Annotated in this window: 17 protein-coding genes; 12 read left to right on the top strand and 5 right to left on the bottom strand. The window is 37.5% G+C overall.

The window, feature by feature from the left end:
• Positions 1–49 precede the first annotated feature (49 nt).
• From rsmH to murC, 7 genes are read left to right on the top strand one after another with little or no spacing between them, the layout of a single operon-like run.
• Positions 50–994 (top strand): 16S rRNA (cytosine(1402)-N(4))-methyltransferase RsmH, encoded by a 945-nt coding sequence (gene rsmH, locus EHR01_RS04375; protein WP_135693418.1) that lies wholly within the window; start codon positions 50–52, stop codon positions 992–994.
• On the top strand, positions 982–1,335 hold the full coding sequence (locus tag EHR01_RS04370; RefSeq protein WP_135693416.1) for a hypothetical protein: 354 nt from the start codon (positions 982–984) through the stop codon (positions 1,333–1,335). The genes rsmH and EHR01_RS04370 overlap by 13 nt, the downstream gene beginning before the upstream one ends.
• Positions 1,335–2,861 (top strand): UDP-N-acetylmuramoyl-L-alanyl-D-glutamate--2,6-diaminopimelate ligase, encoded by a 1,527-nt coding sequence (locus EHR01_RS04365; RefSeq protein WP_135693414.1) that lies wholly within the window; start codon positions 1,335–1,337, stop codon positions 2,859–2,861. Before EHR01_RS04370 ends, EHR01_RS04365 begins: the two co-directional genes overlap by 1 nt.
• Before the next feature lie 10 nt (positions 2,862–2,871).
• A complete protein-coding gene (gene mraY / locus EHR01_RS04360) occupies positions 2,872–3,984 on the top strand; it encodes a phospho-N-acetylmuramoyl-pentapeptide-transferase (RefSeq protein ID WP_004788842.1) in 1,113 nt (370 codons plus the stop codon).
• Positions 3,984–5,132 (top strand): FtsW/RodA/SpoVE family cell cycle protein, encoded by a 1,149-nt coding sequence (locus tag EHR01_RS04355; protein ID WP_135693412.1) that lies wholly within the window; start codon positions 3,984–3,986, stop codon positions 5,130–5,132. The genes mraY and EHR01_RS04355 overlap by 1 nt, the downstream gene beginning before the upstream one ends.
• Positions 5,129–6,214, top strand: a complete 1,086-nt coding sequence (locus tag EHR01_RS04350) for a UDP-N-acetylglucosamine--N-acetylmuramyl-(pentapeptide) pyrophosphoryl-undecaprenol N-acetylglucosamine transferase (protein WP_135693410.1) — start codon at positions 5,129–5,131, stop codon at positions 6,212–6,214. Before EHR01_RS04355 ends, EHR01_RS04350 begins: the two co-directional genes overlap by 4 nt.
• Before the next feature lie 13 nt (positions 6,215–6,227).
• Positions 6,228–7,652, top strand: coding sequence for a UDP-N-acetylmuramate--L-alanine ligase (gene murC, locus EHR01_RS04345; RefSeq protein ID WP_135693900.1), 1,425 nt, complete (start codon positions 6,228–6,230; stop codon positions 7,650–7,652).
• Here the strand turns inward: murC and EHR01_RS04340 are convergent.
• Genes EHR01_RS04340 through EHR01_RS04330 form a run of 3 tightly spaced genes read right to left on the bottom strand, consistent with a single transcriptional unit; the run spans position 7,647 to position 10,667 of the window.
• Positions 7,647–8,747 (bottom strand): 5-(carboxyamino)imidazole ribonucleotide synthase, encoded by a 1,101-nt coding sequence (locus tag EHR01_RS04340; RefSeq protein WP_135693408.1) that lies wholly within the window; start codon positions 8,745–8,747, stop codon positions 7,647–7,649. The genes murC and EHR01_RS04340 overlap by 6 nt on opposite strands.
• A 12-nt stretch (positions 8,748–8,759) precedes the next feature.
• The gene (purE, locus tag EHR01_RS04335) at positions 8,760–9,257 is read right to left on the bottom strand and encodes a 5-(carboxyamino)imidazole ribonucleotide mutase (protein ID WP_135693406.1); all 498 of its coding nucleotides are present in this window, start codon (positions 9,255–9,257) and stop codon (positions 8,760–8,762) included.
• Between the two features lie 30 nt (positions 9,258–9,287).
• Positions 9,288–10,667 (bottom strand): UDP-N-acetylmuramoyl-tripeptide--D-alanyl-D-alanine ligase, encoded by a 1,380-nt coding sequence (locus tag EHR01_RS04330; protein ID WP_135693404.1) that lies wholly within the window; start codon positions 10,665–10,667, stop codon positions 9,288–9,290.
• Positions 10,668–10,718: 51 nt separating this feature from the next.
• On the opposite strand from EHR01_RS04330, the gene EHR01_RS04325 reads away from it, so the two are divergent.
• Genes EHR01_RS04325 through EHR01_RS04315 form a run of 3 tightly spaced genes read left to right on the top strand, consistent with a single transcriptional unit; the run spans position 10,719 to position 13,969 of the window.
• The gene (locus EHR01_RS04325) at positions 10,719–11,756 is read left to right on the top strand and encodes a Gfo/Idh/MocA family protein (protein ID WP_135693402.1); all 1,038 of its coding nucleotides are present in this window, start codon (positions 10,719–10,721) and stop codon (positions 11,754–11,756) included.
• On the top strand, positions 11,756–13,390 hold the full coding sequence (locus EHR01_RS04320) for an ABC1 kinase family protein (protein ID WP_135693400.1): 1,635 nt from the start codon (positions 11,756–11,758) through the stop codon (positions 13,388–13,390). Before EHR01_RS04325 ends, EHR01_RS04320 begins: the two co-directional genes overlap by 1 nt.
• Positions 13,391–13,408: 18 nt before the next feature.
• Entirely contained in the window at positions 13,409–13,969 is a 561-nt protein-coding gene (locus EHR01_RS04315; protein ID WP_135693398.1) for a lipoprotein signal peptidase, read from the top strand.
• A gap of 62 nt (positions 13,970–14,031) precedes the next feature.
• On the opposite strand, the gene EHR01_RS04310 is transcribed toward EHR01_RS04315, so the two are convergent.
• Both EHR01_RS04310 and EHR01_RS04305 read right to left on the bottom strand, forming a co-directional pair.
• Entirely contained in the window at positions 14,032–14,742 is a 711-nt protein-coding gene (locus tag EHR01_RS04310; RefSeq protein WP_135693396.1) for an amidohydrolase, read from the bottom strand.
• Entirely contained in the window at positions 14,742–16,619 is a 1,878-nt protein-coding gene (locus EHR01_RS04305) for a hypothetical protein (protein WP_135693394.1), read from the bottom strand. Before EHR01_RS04305 ends, EHR01_RS04310 begins: the two co-directional genes overlap by 1 nt.
• A gap of 110 nt (positions 16,620–16,729) precedes the next feature.
• On the opposite strand from EHR01_RS04305, the gene EHR01_RS04300 reads away from it, so the two are divergent.
• Together EHR01_RS04300 and EHR01_RS04295 are read left to right on the top strand one after the other, a co-directional pair.
• Positions 16,730–17,518, top strand: a complete 789-nt coding sequence (locus EHR01_RS04300) for an AAA family ATPase (protein WP_135693392.1) — start codon at positions 16,730–16,732, stop codon at positions 17,516–17,518.
• A 61-nt stretch (positions 17,519–17,579) separates the two neighbouring features.
• Positions 17,580–18,722 carry a hypothetical protein gene (locus EHR01_RS04295; protein WP_244309973.1) on the top strand — a complete coding sequence of 381 codons (1,143 nt, stop codon included), beginning with the start codon at positions 17,580–17,582 and terminating at the stop codon, positions 18,720–18,722.
• Positions 18,723–18,746 lie beyond the last annotated feature (24 nt).

Here is an 18,746-nt window from a genome sequence, read left to right as displayed (position 1 = left end):
GATTAAAGGATTGCAAGGATTTTGACAGGTATACAGTAAGAAAGTAACAGTGTCAGAATCGCCTCATATTCCCGTACTTCCAAGAGAAGTCATTGATTTGCTACAAAAATCGGAAGTCACCGAACCCCAGTGGTTCTTAGATGGGACTGCTGGTGAAGGTGGTCATTCCAAACTCATTCTACAAACCTTCCCAAATGCAAAACTCATCCTCATTGATCGAGATGCCGTCATGTTGGAAAGGGCAAAAAAAGAAATCCAATCTGTGATTGGTTCTCTTGACCGTGTTCATTCTTTTCAAATGAATTTTTCTGAAGTGGATAAAGATTTGTTGGAATCTTTAGGTTGCCCCGGACTCGACGGAGCCTTAGTTGATTTAGGGGTCTCTCTTTTCCATTTCTTACATTCAGGACGGGGATTTACTTTTAAAAATGAAGAACCTTTGGACATGAGGCTCGAACCGCAAGTGGGCAGGAAAACTGCCGCCGATATCGTCAATTATAGCACCGTTTTACATCTAAAAAAAGTGTTTTGGGAATATGGGGAAGAACGTTGGGCATTAAAAATAGCAAATAACATTGTACAGTCGAGACACAAAAAAAAATTCCAAACCAATACCGACCTAGTAAAACTTGTGGAGGCATCCATCCCAAGAAAGTTCTGGCCTAAAGAATCACATCCAGCAACCAAAATATTTCAGGCTTTGCGGATCGAAGTCAACGAAGAACTGTTACATGCAGAAAAAGGGATTCGTAACCTTGCCGAGTGTTTAAAAGTGGGTGGTATACTAGCATGTATTTCATTCCACTCGTTAGAAGACAGAATTGTCAAATGGACCTTCCGTGACCTAAAGGCATCTGAACATTTTGAAATCCTTACCAAAAAACCAATCTTACCCACTGATACGGAAATCAAAGAAAATCGGGCATCCAGATCGGCAAAATTAAGAGGTCTTCAAAGGATAAGTCCGATATTAAATAAGAGATGGGAACGATGACTGGAAAATTAAAGAACATTCCGAAATTCTTTTTCGATTTTATTTCTCCCCTCAAACCTTTTGTTCTCTTAATTCCTTTTCTTTTATTTTTTTATTCGAGTGTTTGGCAAGGATTGGAAAAGGCAAGACTCACTAGACAGATCCACGAACGTACTTCCACCAAAGAAGAATTAAAACGCAAAAACGATGAATTAAAAATAGGAATTGTTTCTTATACATCCGCAGAACGAATCGAAACTCTTTACAGAAGGACTTACCAGTTTCTTCCCATCAGTTTAGGAAATCGTACGGTGACCATCGAACTTCCGCCAATTCCTGATGAGGTAATCACTCAAAAATAATGAAAGTATCAGAAATTATCAAACGAATCCCTGAATTGAAACTAATCAAAGGAGAAAGCTCAACAGAAGTAGCATATATTTGGGCTGATAGTCGAAAATTAGAGGCCAGGGATATCTTTGTTTTGCCGGAAGAAAACACAGAAAAACAAGAGACCTTTTTAAATATGGCACTCGATAGAGGATCTGAAGTTGTTATTATTTCTAAACGTGATATTAAATTAAAAACTTTAGAATCTTTTCCAGTGGTCCTTGAAACAGAAGAAGCTGTGGGCGAAGCCCATGGGAAAACTGCATGTTTACTTGCAGGTAACCCAGCAAAAAAAATGAAACTTGTGGCCATCACGGGAACCAATGGAAAAACTTCGTTAACATTCATCCTTTTTCACCTAGCAAGGAAAGTTGGGAAAAATGCTGCCCTGATTGGAACTGTTCAAATTCAAATAATGGACCGAGTTTTAGAATCGGGATACACAACTCCAGATGCTTCTTCATTAAATCTACTTCTTAAACAGATGTTAGATGAAGGTATTGAATATGTTTTTATGGAAATGAGTAGCCATGGATTAAAACTGGGGCGTGTAGCAGGTCTTGAAATTACTTGCGCTGGATTTACAAATTTAACACAAGACCATTTGGATTTTCATACTTCTATGGAAGATTATTTTGAAAGTAAATTTAAAATCTTTCAACTTTTGGAACAATCTTCTGTAAAAAATAAATTTGGTCTCGTTGCTTCAGATGTTTCCTTTGGGGAAAAGATGGTAAAACGAATTGCGGAAGCAAAATTCAAATCCCCAATTTATTTACTCGGAAAATCTGGGGAATTTAACTATTCGAATACAAAACTTTCTCTACTTGGAAGTGAATATCGCTTTCATAAAAAAGCAAAAAACCTTCCTTTTATCGAAGTTCGTAAAATTCGAACAAACCTACTTGGGAATTTTAATGTATTCAATACATCATTTGCATTAGCAGTGGCTTACGAGTTAGGTTTTCCTTGGGAAGAAGTGATTTCCTGTTTGGAAAAAATTCCAACGGTTCCTGGACGGTTCCATGTAGTTCCATTTCCAGATAGGTCAAGAATTGCCGTTGTGGATTATGCCCACACACCAGATGCTTTAGAAAATATTTTAAAAAGCTGCGTGGAAATTGCTCCCAAACAAATCATTTGTTTATTTGGATGTGGAGGGGACAGAGACCGCACGAAACGTCCGCAAATGGCAAAGATCGCTGAGAACCTGGCTGATCTTGTCATTCTCACTTCTGACAATCCAAGGACGGAATCGCCAGAAGCTATTTTAGATGAAATTGAATCTGGGTTCTCCCGTGGATTCCAGAGATATGAAAAAATTGTCGATCGGAGATTGGCGATCAAACGAGCCGTGAGTTTACTGGAACGGGATGGAATTTTGGTCGTAGCCGGAAAAGGTCATGAAACGTATCAAATCATCGGAAAAGAAAAATCAAAATTTATTGATTTTGAAGAAATAGAGAATGCTTTTCAAAACTTAGAATTAGGTCGATAGGGGAAATAGAATGTTCCAGTGGATTTATGAATCGTTTGGAAACGATTATGGTTTTCTTAGAGTTTTTAGTTATGTAACACTCCGTGCGATGATGGCGGGTCTTACTTCTATGTTTATTACTTTTCTTTTTGGAAAGTCATTGATTTCGTTTCTTCTCTCTTTGAAGTTTCGAGAATCGGTTCGTAACGACGGTCCGCAATCCCATGCTGCCAAATCAGGAACACCTACAATGGGTGGTCTTATAATGATTTTATCCCTGACCATTTCAACTCTGTTATGGGGAAATCTTTCCAATCTAAATGTTTTGTTACTTCTTGTATCTGCCATTCTCTTTGCAGGCCTTGGATTTACTGATGATTATATGAAGTCGGTTAAAAAAATAAAAGGGGGAATGCGTGCTCGGACCAAATTTTTAGTTACCATCTTCTTTGCTGTATCCATCACAACTCTCTACTTCTATTTTACGGGAAAATCAAATACAGTTGCAACCAAAGGAACTATATTTACAATCACTGATTTATTTTTGCCTTTTGTCAAAGGCCCGGTTTGGAATTTAGGAATTTTAGCAGTTCCCTTTGCCATCATCGTTCTCATTGGAAGTTCTCATGCAGTCAATTTAACGGATGGATTGGATGGATTAGCATCCGGCACTGTTGTTATTGCCACAGCAACATTTGCACTTATTTCCTATGTATCAGGAACTCCGTCTGCTGCTAATTACCTTCACATTCCGTACCTTCCAGGTTCTCACGAATACTCAGTATTTCTAGCAGGTCTTTCTGGGGCTTTACTTGGATTTTTATGGTTTAATTGCCATCCTGCCCAAGTGTTTATGGGTGATACTGGATCTCTATTTCTTGGGTCCACACTTGGACTTGTTGCCATTATGCTCAAAAAAGAAATCCTTCTTGTCATCCTCGGAGGTATATTTGTGGCTGAGGCAGTGAGTGTGATTTTACAAGTAGGTTCCTTTAAACTGACTGGGAAACGTATTTTTAAAATGGCACCTTTGCACCATCATTTTGAATTGTCAGGTTGGTCGGAAGAAAAGGTTGTGATTCGATTTTGGATCATTGGAATCATTCTTGCGATCATTACCTTATCTACACTGAAAATCCAATAATGCAAATTTTTCGGAACATACAAAACCTCTTTCGTTTTGGGACTTCGAGGTTTGATGGTCCGGTATTGTATGGGATTTTTCTTTTGTTTGGAATGGGTATTGTCATTATGTACAGTGCCTCCGTGATTCCCGCAGAACGTGAATTTTCAGATCCCAATTATTACCTAAACAAGCAGTTGTTATGGGGTGCGCTTGGGATTTTTTCATTTTTGGTTTTTAGTCAAATTCCCTATCAGTTTCTTGTTAGGTGGTCTTTTTTGTTTTCTGTTTTAAGTTTATTACTTCTGATTTCCGTATTCATTCCTGGACTAGGAAAATCTGTTGGGACAAGTTATGGAAGAAGTTTTAACCGTTGGATCCAAATAGGTGGAGTTCAAATCCAACCATCCGAATTTTCAAAAATCAGCATTCTGTTATTTTCATCTTATTTTTTTTATAACTTTGATTTTAAAAAGGTAAAATGGGACCGGAAGAAAATTACTTCGGTATTTCTTATTTTTGTAACATTGGTTCTCATTGTCATTGAACCTGCATTTGGAACCACTGTCGAACTTCTACTAGTTTTATTTTTTTTCGTCCTGCTTGCTGGTTTCCCCATGAAACGACTTTTTATTTTGGGTGCCTCTGTTCTACCGCTACTAGTAGTTCTTGTGACACAAGTTGGGTATCGTAAAAAACGATTAGAAATTTGGCTTGATCCTTATAAATTTCGATTTGATGAAGGGCACCAACTTGTCACTAGCTTTCGTGCCTTTTTTGACGGAGGAAGTTTGGGAAGGCCCGTTGGATCAGGTTATGCCCATAGATATTTGGCCTATAGTCATACCGATTTTGTGATGGCTTCCTTTGTGGAAGATTTTGGATTTTTAGGATTTTTGTTTTTTCTTTTTCTCGTTATCTTTCTTTTGGTTCGGATCTATTTTTTACTCCTTCGGACAAAAGACAAACTTGGCTTTTTTTTAGGTTCAGGAATTCTGATTCTCTTTGGGTTCCAAACAATTTTAAATTTATTTGTTGTTACCGGAATTGTACCCGTCACAGGGATCTCCCTTCCGTTTCTTAGTTATGGGGGATCGTCTCTGATCACAATATTCATTCTATTCGGAATTCTTGCCAACATCACAAGTAAAGAGAACCTGGTCTTATGAGTGGATCTGTTCTAATTGCAGCCGGTGGAACCGGTGGTCATATTTCTCCTGGTGTAGCGCTCGCAGAAGTATTGGCTGAAAAACTTTCTTCCTTTGGGTTTGAAGCGGTGTATTTGCATTCTCTTGTTCGAAATAAAGACAACCCAGATTTACTCAACCCTCCTTGTGAAGTCCTCTGGCATAATGTACCACAGTTAGGTGGTATAAAGACAATCATTTATCCTTTTTTGTTCTTATTTCCCTTTTTAAAAACTGCTATTCTATTCAATCGATTAAAGGTAAAAGCTGTGATTGGGATGGGTGGGTATTCGAGTCTACCTGCAATCCTATATGCAATTTTATTTCGTAAACATTTATACCTTTGTGAACAAAATTGTGTTCCGGGAAAAATCACACGGATCTTTGCCAAGTTTTCAAATAAAATTGCATTTAGTTTTCCGCTAGCGGAAGGTTACGTCATTAAGGGAAAAACCATCGGTAATCCTGTACGAAAAAGAGTGATCCCAGAACACCTCAATATAAGACAAAATGAAAATCTTCATGAAGGCAAAAAGAATACAGTAAATGTTTTGGTGCTTGGTGGATCACAAGGTGCTAGGCAACTCAACCAAATGATTCTGAAAACAATGGAGAATCCAGAAATTTCATCAAAATATAAATTCAGACTTCTCACAGGGACTTCTCTGTATGAGGAAACAAAATCAAAATCAGTCGGCGATGCAGAAATTATTTCTTATGCCAATGATATGAAACCAAACTATGAATGGGCAAACATCGTTGTGGCAAGATCTGGAGCTGGTGTACTCGCTGAATGTTTGGTGTTTGGATTGCCAATGATCCTCATTCCTTATCCCTACGCTGCAGACAACCACCAAAAGGAAAATGCTAATTATATAGAATCGCAAGGTGCTGGTGTGAGCATTCATTCCACTTCGGATGACCCAACAAGGCTTGTACAGATTCTACTTGGTTGGAAAGACCATTCTGAAATCCTTCGCGAGATGGGACATGTATCTTTGGCATTGTCCAATGTCAATGCAGCCTACCAAACGGTTTCCTATTTTTTTACTGAACATAACTGACGTATCTAAAGAAATGAAAGGTCCGATTTTATTTTTAGGAATTGGTGGGAGTGGGATGTCGAGTCTTGCTCATATGGCACTCGATTTAAACCTTCCTGTATTGGGATATGATCAAAAAAAAACGGATACCACGGCTTACTTAGAACAACGAGGGGCTTTGATACAAAATGAGATTTCTAAAATTCCCCTAGATGGAATAGAAATGGTAGTTTATAGTTCAGCGATCAATGACAAACACAAACAAGTGTTTGATGAAATTAGAGAAAAACAAATTTCTCTAAAACATAGATCTGAATTTATGCACCTGCTTGTTTCAAACCAGAGATCAATTTCAGTTGCAGGTAGCCACGGCAAAACTTCAACTACAACGATGGTTTCCCAAATTCTTTCAGAACAGGGAATGGATCCTACCATCATGATTGGTGGAGATACAAGCCTTCTTGAAAAAAGAGGCGGAAAAATAGGGAAAGGAAGCTTTGCTGTTTACGAATCAGATGAATCTGATGGAAGTTTTTTGAAACACAAAGCTTCTATTCGTTTATTAACAAATATTGATAACGATCACTTGGATTATTACAAAACAAGAGATCGGTTGGAAGATGCATTTTTTGAATATATGGCCTTTGGTGTGGAAGGGGACCTTGTTTTATTTGCAAGTGATCCAGGGATTCGGGAAGTACTGATTCATAAAACATTGGAAATTTCCTTTCACCCTAATTTCCATCTGTATCTTTGTCTGGAGAAAAAGGAAATCGAGGGAGAATGGTTTCACAAACTGCAAACAAAACTCGGTAATCAATTGATTTCGATTGTTTATGAAATCAAAGATGGTGTTTTAGAATTTCAGTTTCCCGAGCCTAAGAAGTATTTTTTGCAACTTCCATATCCAGGTGTTCATTATTTGACAAATGGGCTTGTCGCGTTAACTGGTGCTTATGTAACAGGGGTTCTTCCAGAAATTTCAGTGAACATCCTATCTCGTTATATCGGTGTAAAACGAAGACAAGAAACTTTGGGAACTTGGAACGAAGTGACAATTATGGATGATTATGGCCACCATCCAACAGAAATTGCAATGGTCATTCGTTCCCTAAAGAACCAATTAAAATCCAAGGGTAAACTTGTGGTAATTTTCCAACCACATCGATACACTCGGACTCAATTGTTGTTAGAAGATTTGGCTAAGTCGTTGGCTTGTGCAGATAATCTTTTTTTACTTCCAATTTATTCTGCTGGGGAAACGCCAATTCCCGGAATCACCCACCAATCGTTTTTACCATTCCTAAATTCCGAAAACACTGAATTGTTAAGTGGAGAAATCGATCCCGATTTAACTACCATCAAACGTAAATTAAACAAAGGAGACATTCTACTTTGTTTGGGTGCAGGAAATGTTCGAGACTGGGGACTTAGTTTACAAAAAACCAACGAATTATAAATCGTGGAACAAGGGATTTACTTCCTCTAAATTTCCTTTAAAGTTCATATGACCCATTTTCCTTCCGATTTTCGCTTCCTTTTTTCCATAAAGATGTAATTGGTATCTATCATCTTTTAAAAGAGTACGAGCAATTTTTAGGCTCTCCTCATATTGATTACCCAAAATATTTTTCATTAAGGTTGGTTTTGGCCTAACATCTGTTGGTGGATGATTCCCAGTGATGGCAGAAACATGCAAATGGAATTGAGAAAAACTTTGGCAATCCTGTGTAAAATGTCCAGTGTTATGTGGTCTAGGAGCAAATTCATTCAAATACAAATGATTGTCTTTGAGGAAAAATTCTACGCCAATGGTACCAATATAACCAATAGATTCCGCCAATTTTGAGGCCATTTCTATGGCTTCTAAATTTAGGCCAGTGGGAATTCTTGCTGGATAAATTGAAAGATCCAAAATATGATCTTTGTGTTCGTTTTCAACAGCCCCATAACAGACAATTTCGCCGTTTTGAAACCGAGTGAGGATGATGCTGATTTCTTTTTGAAAATTAATTACTTCTTCAATTAAGTATTCTTCGTTTCCATTTTGAAATGCAGTTTCTAAAAACTTTTTGTAATGGCTTTCATCTTGGATTTTCACCTGTCCTTTCCCATCGTATCCAAAACGTAAGGTTTTAATGATCCAAGGAAACCCAATTGAAACTTTTTGATTAGAACTATCTTTTGTTAGATGAAAAAACTCAGCAGTTCTAAATCCCAATTTTCTAAAATGTGTTTTTTCCAAAAACCTGTCTTGGGCAATGAGCAAAGCTTTCGGTGGTGGATAAATAGGGGTTTGTTTTGATTCCGATTCCAAAAATTCTAAGGTGGCTTTGGGAATGTTTTCAAATTCAAAACTCAGAACGTTTACTTTTGAAAGAAATTCTTTTAAATCAGAAAGTGAATCATAGGATGCAACAGTTGAAAATGCTCCAACACGCATACAAGGTGATTCTTTATCTGGTGAATAACAGTAAAAATCATAACCAAGGGGGAGTGCTTCTAAACACATCATTTGGCCCAACTGACCCGATCCTAAAACACCAATTTTCATATATGCTTCTCTTTAGATAAGTTGGTCATTTTTCGAAAGAGCTAACTTTCGATTTGTATCCGCATAAGACTCTAACTTTGTATGTAATGTTTGGTCCAAAAGAGAGAGAATTCGAACTGCTAATAAACCAGCATTTGCGGCACCACTGGTTCCGATGGCAAGAGTGGCAACAGGTACACCTTTCGGCATTTGAACGATAGAAAGAAGACTATCCATTCCGTTCAAAGCCTTGGATTGAACTGGAACACCTAACACGGGCAAGGTAGTAAGGGAAGCCGTCATTCCCGGTAAATGAGCAGCACCACCAGCACCAGCAATGATCACACCAAAACCATTTTGTTTTGCCGATTTAGCAAATTCTACCATTCGTTCTGGAGAACGATGAGCGGACACAATTTCCTTTTCATAAGGAACTCCGAACTCTGACAAAATATCACAAGCTTCTTTCATGGTTTCCCAATCGGAATGAGAACCCATAATCACAGCTACTTTAGGTAGATTTGTAGGCATACGTGTAATCTAGGAAAAGCCAATTCTGGATCAACCCTTAAATGTTTCCAAGGCCATAACAATTCGTTCCATTTTCATAGACCTTGAACCCTTTACGAGCAAAACAGATTTTTTTGGCACGTTTGTTTTTACGAACTGAATGAGTTCTTCCACATCTAGAAAACATCGGGCATTCGGAACTTTTTTTACCATTGGCTTTGTTTCTTCGCCAAACCCTAGTAAGATTCCTTTTCCGATTTTTTGGATTTCTTTGCCAACCTCTTCATGGTAATATTTTGAAAACTTTCCAAGTTCTTTCATTGAACCAAGGATCCAGACTACATTCTTATTTTCCGCGAACTGGCCTGTCGCTCCGATGCTTGAAAGCATTGATTCAGGGTTTGCGTTGTAACAATCATCAATGATCGTATAATATCCTCGATTGATATTCAATCGTTTGTCGGGACTTTTATAAGTTTCTATTGTTTTTAAAATTTGATGAGGATTTATTTGGAAATGTATACCAACTGCAAGCATTCCGCGTACATTGCTTAAAAGTTTTTCTCCAGGTAGTTTCCAATCCACCTTTTGGCCATTCCATTCCAGTTGAAATCCATTCGGTTTTACTTGGATTGTTTTTAAGTTTGGTTTCTTTTTATGATTCCAAACGATGAGTTTGGTATTTTTTTGTTTCGTTCTGAGTTTTACTCGGCTTAAAAATTCCAGATCATCTGGTACAAATAAAACAGAGTGGGGACGCATACCTTGGATGATATCTATCTTTTCCTCTGCGATTGTTTGTCTTGATTTGAGATTTTCAATATGAGCGGAACCAATATTGGTGATAAGTGCATGTGTGGGTTCTGCAATATGAGAAAGTCTAACAATTTCACCTCTGTGGTTCATCCCAAGTTCACAGATGACAACTCGAGTTTTTTCTGTGATTCGAAATAAAGTAAATGGTAATCCAATTTCATTATTATAATTTTTTTCTGTCACTACAAGAGTTTTTGAATTTAAAAATCCAAACAAACCACCTAACAAATCCTTGGTTGTTGTTTTTCCGGATGAACCTGTGATCGCAAGAACAATGGGTTGGAATCGATTTCTGTGATAATTTGCAAGTTTTCCGAGTGCCACCAAACAATCGGGAACTAAGATGGCTCGGTTCCTTTCGGATTCGGAAAGAGTTTTTAAAATCGGATGATTTTTTTCGCAAAGGAAGGCCAAAGCACCTTTCGCTAAGGCATCAGAGATAAATTCATGTCCATCTCTTGTTCCCCGCAGAGGAACAAATAATGTCCGGTCTTTTGTTTCCACAGAGGAGGTGGTGATCCATTGGAAAGTAGGATTCTCTGTTTGTTCCCAGTGCCAGTCTTTGGAAAACAAACTTAGAATAGTTGACAGGGAATATTCAAATGGTGCGATCATAGCTTCTACGCCAGTTTCTTTCAGAAAGAAAGATTTGGAAGAAAAAGATAAATGAAACGATCCAAAATCAAAACCATCCTGATCGGTCTAGGACGGATTTGTTCCGGTTTGGAAAGGGATCCATTTCGTAAAAAACCTTGTACCCATATGGGTGTTTTACAATCCGAATGGGGCAAAAAACGGTTTTCGTTTCTTCTTGGATATGATTCCGACCCCAAAAAATGCGAATCTTTCCAATCCCAATGGAATCAGGACGCAAAACTAGTGCCAAATGATCCCAGGAAAACTTCTTTCGAATCCTCTATCGATTTAGCCGTCATTTCGACCCCCAGTTCGTACCATGAAGATTGGGCCATTCATTGTGTCCAATCGGGAATTCCCAACTTACTCATCGAAAAACCTGTGGCTCTATCTGAAATCGGAGCAAAGAAGATCCATCAGTTGGCAATAAAGCACAACACAAGGATTTGGATCAACCATGAAAGACGTTATCATCCCAGTTACCAATTTGTGAAAGACCAACTCACCAAGGGAGTGTTTGGCGAACTCAAATCCATTCGAGCATCCGTTTTCACATCTGCCAAAAATCCGGGCCTTGCTTTTTCTAAGTTAGGTGGAGGTCCATTGCTTCATGACGGAACCCATGCTGTTGATTTGATCCACTGGTTGATTGGAAAACCTAAATTACTCCATTCCAAACTGGAAAGGCCATATAAAAATTCGGTGGAAACACGAGCTGTTGCTTGGTTTCAGAACCAAACCGGTGTAGAAGTATTTTTAGATGTATCAGGTGGACGAGACTACTTTCAATTCGAACTAGACATTCATACTAGTAGAAATCGAATCATTTGTTCGAATGATGGATTTTCCTTCTTTCAATCAGTACCTTCGCAGTTATACCAAGGGTTTCAGAGTTTGGTTCCTTTTGTTCCCAAACAATTCCCAAAACCTGAAACAGCAAATGCCTTCATTGGAATTTATGAAGAAATAAATCAAGTGATCCAAGGAAAAAAACAAAGAATGGAAGGAACTCTTTCTGATAACATCGAGATTTTAAACTTGATAGAATCAATTTACAGGCGAAAATAATGAACTCTAAAAAACATAGGTCCGCTTCGATTTATCTATTTGTGATCAAAACCTGGATAGAATATCTATTTTTGACAAAATTCAAAAAGAAATTTTATTCAGAACCCAAATATGAATCCATCCGCATTCACTTTCTTAAATCAAAAGGCAAAGAAACAAAACATCTTTTTTTTGCAATGGGTGGTGTATATATCAAAATTGGCCAATTTGTCAGCAATTTATTCCATATACTACCAGAAGAATTTTTATGGGAACTTCAGGATTTGCAGGACAAAATCCCACCTAGAGAATTTGAAAAAATCAACGAACGTTGGTTAAATGACTATGGGAAATCCATGGAAACGATTTTTACGGATTTAAATAAATCTTCATACGCAAGTGCATCCACAGCCCAAGTTCATATCGGATATTATAATGGCAAAAAAGTAGCGATCAAAACTCTCTATCCAAAAATTGAAGAAGATGCCATTCGCGATTTAAAGACTATTTCTAGGGTGATTTGGCTTATTGATAGGTTTGTTTTTAAAGTTTCAGCCAAAGAAGTGAATGAACAATTAAACACAATGATACGTTCGGAACTTGACCTTCGAAGTGAGTTAAAAAATCTAAAATATACTAAACAATTATTTGCTTTGGAAAAAGATTTTTTCTTTCCAACTCCCATTGAAGAACTATGCAACAAACATACATTGGTGACAGAATTTGTGGAGGGGAAAAAAATCTATGAAATTGAACCTTTAGATTCCTACACAAAGAAGAATCCCAATTTAGAAAAATTAATTCGTGCTTATATACTCATGATCTTTGAGTATCGATTTTTTCATGCAGATCCACATCCTGGAAATTTAATCTTTATGGAAACAGGGGAACTTTGTTTTATTGATTTCGGTGCAGTCCAGTCCATCTCCGAAGAAGAAACACGTATTTTAGAAAGAATTTTAATCGGTGCAATGCGAAAAGATTATCATTTGATTTCAGAATCCTTATTCGAATTAGGTGCTGTTACAGAATCCTTATCAAAAGAAGAACTCATCCAAATTGTCAAATACTCACTTGAAAAACTAAACCGTATCCTTGATTCGACAGATCATTTTCGTAATATCAGCTTTGATACACTAAGGCCCGCCGAAGACCTCCGTTTTCTAAAAGAAATTCAAGTAAGTTTGAAACGTTTGCTTTCTAGCCTAAAACTTCCTCCAAATTTCCTGAGCCTCCACCGTGTTCTGGCCCTTTTACTTGGAAATTCCTCTTATCTGGATCCGACGCGTTCCATGATTGATTATGCAGAAAAACCCTTTTCTCAAATCGTTCTGAAAGGAAGTTCCTTAAAAAAACTTTGGAAAGATGAAGGGGAAGAGTTCATTACGAGTCTTTTTTCCTTACCGAAGGAATTAAATGAGTTTTTATATAAATGGAACAGAGGCGAATTCCAAACCCCTGATTCATCCAGAAAAGAGGAGCTAAGGCTCAAGGAAATATTCACCTTTGGAGCATTAGGATCGATATTTTTCTTTTTCGGAATGTATTATTCGGAAAAATTCTGGAAAGAACCGAGCATATTATTTTATATACTATCAGGACTTAGTTTTTGGTCTTTAGCCAAATCAAGTCTAAGTTATTGGAAACAAAAATAAACGGAACCTCTCTAATTTATGAATCTACCTAAAACTCCTTTTTTTTCTGTCTTTAAACCTGGATACTTGGCTTTTGTTCTGTTTGGTCTTTTTTTAGACCTGATCACTAAATACATCATCATTACAAAAATGTTAGCTCATGAAAGTATTCCTGTGTTAGGTGATTTCTTTAGATTGTCATTAACATTTAATACAGGGTTTGTGTTCGGTCTTTTCCAAGACAATGCGCTTCCTTCTTTGTTTGCTACTGGATTTGCGATTGTCTTTCTTATTTTCTACCGTTGGCAAAATGCTGATTTGGGAAACGCCTGGGGTTGGAACTTTGTTATGGCAGGTGCATTCGGAAACTTTTTAGATAAATTTTTTGTCAAAATTCCGGGAGAAGGGTTTCGATTTGGATTCACTCCTGAAAAACCAGGAATTGAGTACATCGGTGTTGTTGACTTTTTAGATTTTGAGTGGCCAAACTTTTTACTGTTCGACCGTTGGCCTGCGTTCAATGTCGCAGACTCCTGCGTTTCGATTGGAATCGTAATTCTTTTACTTACAATGGATTGGAAAGAGTTAGATAAAAAATAATTTAGAAAAACGAAGCAAATTTGGGACAAACCATTTATAATTTTGTCCCAAATCAAATACGATTATAACAGATAACTTCTCATCACATTCACAGACAAAGTTTTTAATACATCTTTGTCTTCTTCTACTTTTCCCACTTTCCAATTGATTCCCGAAGGTGATGCATATAAACTTCTTGCAGGTTTTCCTTCTGATGGTCCACAAACACGGATGAAATGAACTGATTTTTCTTTTGCAAGTGCTTCAAAGTAAGTTAGATCTTCTTCATAAGAACGTGTTTGTTCTGCTGAAGATAGGTAAAAAATAATTTCGATGTCTTCTTTTTTAAATTCTTCCCAAATGGATTTTTTTTCCAAATCTTCTCCGACAAGAAGCCCAAACCGAAGTCCACCCATAATGAAAATAGATTCAGTTTTTCCTTCCTTCACACCTGGTTCTTTCGAAGAAGAAGGAGATTTTTTTTCATAAAAATCAACGAGAACTAAGGATTGGAGAATCGGAAGTGCTGAAACCAATACTCCTTCCTCATTTTTGCGGTAATGAGTTCCTCCCAAAATGACTCCTGAGAAACTTTCAGAGATTTCTAATAGATGGTCTTGGTATTCTTTTTCGTGATTCGCAGCATTTTCAGGAGACTCACTTTGAAAGAAGTGAGGAAAACCTTCTGGTAAAATTAAAAAATGCGCCTTAGTTTGTTGGATTTTGGCAATTTCCTCTGGGCTAATCCGTTTGTGTAAGTTCTTTTGATAAATTGCGATTTTGATGACTGCCATTAAAAAGGATTCCCCGATGGTAATATGTCATCATCTAAAGGATCATCAGAACTGTCATTTTCTTCATTTGTTGAATCTTCGCTTGCACCCGTACTTTCTGTATCATTTGTTTCTTTATCCAAATCAGCAAGTTCTGTTCCACTAGATTCTACGGGTCCGTTTCCTAAATCTACGCCGAAAGAAGATTTCATTTGATCTGGAGTAAGTTCCACAAGCCCACCAAACAAATCTCCTGTTTCTAAGCGATCATACAAAGCCATCAAATAACAATAAGATTCCATGATACATTGTTTCACTGGTTTTTTATTGAGTCTTTTTCGAGACTCCATGGAATCCAAAGTTAAAACATCATTCATGTTTGCGACGATTTCCTTTTTGCCCTTCATATCTTTGATGAGCACAAGGAGGGAATCTCTAGATTTTAAGCTGAATTCTTTAATCGCCAAACGAACTGTTCTCGATTGTCCTGTCCGTTTTTGTTCAATCCCAGTTAATTTTTTTGAGGCTTCAATATAATTAGCGCCAGGGTTTGCTTTGTGTTTTTCTAATTCTCTAAGAATGTCATTATAAATTCGGAATTGGTCAATAATGGTTCTTGTGCCTTCATAGATATCCAACATCTTTTGACGATAGTCCACCTTCACTCCATTGACAGAGCCAGGTTTGATATCAATTTTTTTTGTGGTCATCACAAAGGAATATTCATCATCAAATTCATAAAAATAAAACAGAGCAAGTAACGCTTTGTCTGAATCCGGAATGTTGGCGTATTCATTTTTCGGATCAAACTTTTTACGAAGTTTCGGAATAGAATACATCTGCATCAAACGAAGTCCATACGCTTGTTCTTTCGAAAGAGGGATTTCTTCTTCTTTTTTATCCTCGTCTTTATTCTCTTCTTCTTTTTTTGTATCCTTAGATTCTAATTCTTTTCCACCAGGAACGTTTTCACCTGATTTTCTTTGTCCAGGGCGATCTTCTGGGTTAATCCCAAGGAGATTTTCCATATAACGAGAAATCAGTGGGATATTTTTATTTTCTGCCCGAAGGATTACAAGATACAATCTGTCAAAAAAACCTTCAAATAGGTTGTCGATTTCTTGTGTTACTTTACGTTTTTTATTCGCATAAATCAGAGAAGGTTTTCCCTCTAATTTTTGTAACTCATCGTATGCTTGGACAAAAGATTTTTTCAAAGTCTCTTGGTAAGGATAAAGAATATACATCCTTTTAAAAAGAGCGTATATAGGATTTTTGACTCGTTCAATGGCGACAGGAGACTCCGGTGCTACCATGATTGGGTCTGTAATGTCTGTTAATTCAGGTCCATTGTATAGTTTTTGACCCATGGCGAGTAATTCGACAAGTAGGGGATTAATTTTATCGAGTGCTTTACTCAGTTGTGGAGAATATTGTTGGTTGGCTAAAAGTTCATTTCCGCTGTACTGCAACTCAATTAATGCTTGTTTTGCGCGTATACTAAAGTCGTGCATAAACTTCGGAGTGAGATCACTGGAACCAAAGGAAGTGACTCGCGCAAGCCAACATTTCAGTTTGATTCCAAACCGAGCAGAAAAACTACTAATCTCTTTTTCATATTGTGCTTTGGAATCTGCTTGGGACTTTGTGTTCCCTGAATCGGATTTGTTTTGGTTATTCCCGCGACTTCCCGAACGGCTGTCATCACCACGAGAAACTGTGCTTTGGCGCACCTTAGGTTCCGGGCGACTTTTTTTTGTGTCGTCTTCTTTTGGCGGTTGTTTTTCCTTTATGATCTCCCCGCCGGCATTGACAAACTTATTGAACATATCCTTTCTTGCAGAATCATCCAGTTTCCCTACGCCAATTGCCCGTTTCGTATTATCAAAATCGCCCATAATTTACTATCGTTCCAATTCCTCAATATGGGAATTCAATTTCTTACAAAAAGCAATTTTTAGTGGATTCCCCTGTTTTTCTGAAAAGATTGGAGTCCAAAAGGTACACCATGGCTGATTATATCCTGTCCGAAGATCTAAAAGAAGCAGTCCAAGTTGCGGAAATTACAAAGCGACCACTCCTCCTCAAAGGAGAACCTGGAACTGGAAAGACACTCCTTGCAAGTTTCCTTTCCGAGACCAAAAAACTTCCATTCTATCGCTGGCATGTCAAATCCACAAGTCTAGCCAAAGAAGGACTATATTTTTATGATGCGGTTTCGCGGCTGAATGACTCGCGGTTTCCAGAAGAAGAGGCCATGCTCCGAGTTCGGGATGTCAAAAACTACATCCGGCTTGGTGCTTTGGGGGAAGCATTTTCACAATCTCACAAAGCGGTGGTTCTCATTGATGAAATAGATAAAGCAGACATTGAGTTTCCTAACGATTTACTTTTGGAATTAGACAAAATGGAATTTTTTATTCCGGAAACCAAAGAACATATCATCGCAAAAGAAAGACCAATTGTCATCATCACATCGAATAATGAAAAGGAACTACCAGATGCTTTTTTACGAAGATGTATTTTTCATTACATTGAATTTCCAAAACGGGAAGCAATGAAAGAGATCATCCGCGCACATTATCCTTCGATTGAAACAGAATTTATGGAAAAAGCATTGGCGATGTTTTATTCGATAAGAAAAATTGAAAGCCTTCGTAAAAAACCTTCCACTAGTGAACTCCTAGACTGGATTCAAGTCCTTCTAGTTTCAGGAGAAACTTTGGAATCGAGTAAAATTCCTTTTGCAGGAACTTTATTTAAATCGGAAGAGGATTACCGGGTTTACTTAAACTGATATGTTTTTGGATTTTTTTTACAATCTAAGAAGGGAATCTGTTCCTTGCTCTACAGGAGAGTTGATTGCATTTCTTGCCACATTAAGAAAGTTAACGGACTCCTCTGGATATATGAGTTTGGACCAATTGTACCGAGTAGGACGACTCAATTTTGTCAAAGATTTAAAATACTTTGATAGTTATGATTTGGCCTTTTCCCAAACCTTTGGTTCTTGGAAAGAACAAAGAATTCAATTTCGAGATACCTTGTTTGAATGGTTGGAAGAAAATATTCCAAAACACTTAACTGATGCGGAAAAACAAAATGCTCCTCATATGAGTATGGAAGAAGTCATTGAAGAACTCAAAAAAAGATTAGAAGAACAGAAAGAACGCCATGATGGCGGAAATAAATGGGTAGGGACTTCAGGCACTTCACCCTTTGGCAATTCTGGATATAATCCCAATGGAATTTCCATCGGAGGAAATACAGAAGGAGAAGGGAATCGATCTGGTGTTAGTTTGTGGAATGAAAGAAAATACAAAGCATACAGAGAAGATGAAATTTTAGATACAAGATCCATCCAACTAGCTTTAAAAGAACTCCGTTTTTTAAAAAAAGAAGGAAGGAGAGAACTACATGTTGATAAAACGATTGATAGAACCTGTGAAAATGGAGGTGAAATAGAACTTGTAGAAGAAAGAGAACGTAAAAATTCACTTAGGCTCGTACTCATAATGGACATTGGGGGAAGTATGACCCCGCATTCCGATCGAGTGAGTAAACTATTCAGTGCCAGCAGAGGACTCTATCATTTCAAAGAAGTTCATAATTATTTTTTTCATAATATCTTTCATGAATATTTATACGAAAACCACGAATTTCAAACAAGGATTTCTCTCAAACATTTCGAAGAGAAGTTTCGCAAAAACACTAAATTGATATTTGTGGGTGATGCCTATATGGCTCCTTATGAGCTAATGGGGACACCTTACAATCCTTATGCGTATCATTCTACCAACTCGGATGAAAAACAAAGAAAAGCAAAAAGTGGACTAGAATCACTAAAAGAATTGGTAGGCTATTTCCCTGAATCGGTTTGGCTCAATCCCGAACCCAAACGTTTTTGGGGCGCTCCGACCATCGAGGCAATTGAAGATGTTGTCCCTATGTTTCCCCTAACCATCGAGGGCTTACGAAAGGCTGTAAAAAGCTTGGTTTAATCCATTTTCTCATACATTTCTCAT

This window comes from Leptospira mtsangambouensis (assembly GCF_004770475.1).
Taxonomy (GTDB): domain Bacteria; phylum Spirochaetota; class Leptospiria; order Leptospirales; family Leptospiraceae; genus Leptospira_A; species Leptospira_A mtsangambouensis.
Note: the sequence above shows the minus strand (reverse complement) of the source record. Positions and strands in the feature narration are given on the sequence as shown.

What these genes read in the sequence shown, in the direction of transcription:
- EHR01_RS04350 (WP_135693410.1), top strand. Translation starts at nt 5,129, where the DNA reads ATGAGTGGATCTGTTCTAATTGCAGCCGGTGGAACCGGTGGTCATATT.
- EHR01_RS04370 (WP_135693416.1), top strand. Translation starts at nt 982, where the DNA reads ATGGGAACGATGACTGGAAAATTAAAGAACATTCCGAAATTCTTTTTC.
- EHR01_RS04320 (WP_135693400.1), top strand. Translation starts at nt 11,756, where the DNA reads ATGAACTCTAAAAAACATAGGTCCGCTTCGATTTATCTATTTGTGATC.
- EHR01_RS04355 (WP_135693412.1), top strand. Translation starts at nt 3,984, where the DNA reads ATGCAAATTTTTCGGAACATACAAAACCTCTTTCGTTTTGGGACTTCG.
- purE (WP_135693406.1), bottom strand. Translation starts at nt 9,257, where the DNA reads ATGCCTACAAATCTACCTAAAGTAGCTGTGATTATGGGTTCTCATTCC.
- EHR01_RS04315 (WP_135693398.1), top strand. Translation starts at nt 13,409, where the DNA reads ATGAATCTACCTAAAACTCCTTTTTTTTCTGTCTTTAAACCTGGATAC.
- EHR01_RS04340 (WP_135693408.1), bottom strand. Translation starts at nt 8,747, where the DNA reads ATGAAAATTGGTGTTTTAGGATCGGGTCAGTTGGGCCAAATGATGTGT.
- EHR01_RS04310 (WP_135693396.1), bottom strand. Translation starts at nt 14,742, where the DNA reads ATGGCAGTCATCAAAATCGCAATTTATCAAAAGAACTTACACAAACGG.
- EHR01_RS04325 (WP_135693402.1), top strand. Translation starts at nt 10,719, where the DNA reads ATGAAACGATCCAAAATCAAAACCATCCTGATCGGTCTAGGACGGATT.
- EHR01_RS04300 (WP_135693392.1), top strand. Translation starts at nt 16,730, where the DNA reads ATGGCTGATTATATCCTGTCCGAAGATCTAAAAGAAGCAGTCCAAGTT.
- EHR01_RS04365 (WP_135693414.1), top strand. Translation starts at nt 1,335, where the DNA reads ATGAAAGTATCAGAAATTATCAAACGAATCCCTGAATTGAAACTAATC.
- mraY (WP_004788842.1), top strand. Translation starts at nt 2,872, where the DNA reads ATGTTCCAGTGGATTTATGAATCGTTTGGAAACGATTATGGTTTTCTT.
- EHR01_RS04305 (WP_135693394.1), bottom strand. Translation starts at nt 16,619, where the DNA reads ATGGGCGATTTTGATAATACGAAACGGGCAATTGGCGTAGGGAAACTG.
- EHR01_RS04330 (WP_135693404.1), bottom strand. Translation starts at nt 10,667, where the DNA reads ATGATCGCACCATTTGAATATTCCCTGTCAACTATTCTAAGTTTGTTT.
- murC (WP_135693900.1), top strand. Translation starts at nt 6,228, where the DNA reads ATGAAAGGTCCGATTTTATTTTTAGGAATTGGTGGGAGTGGGATGTCG.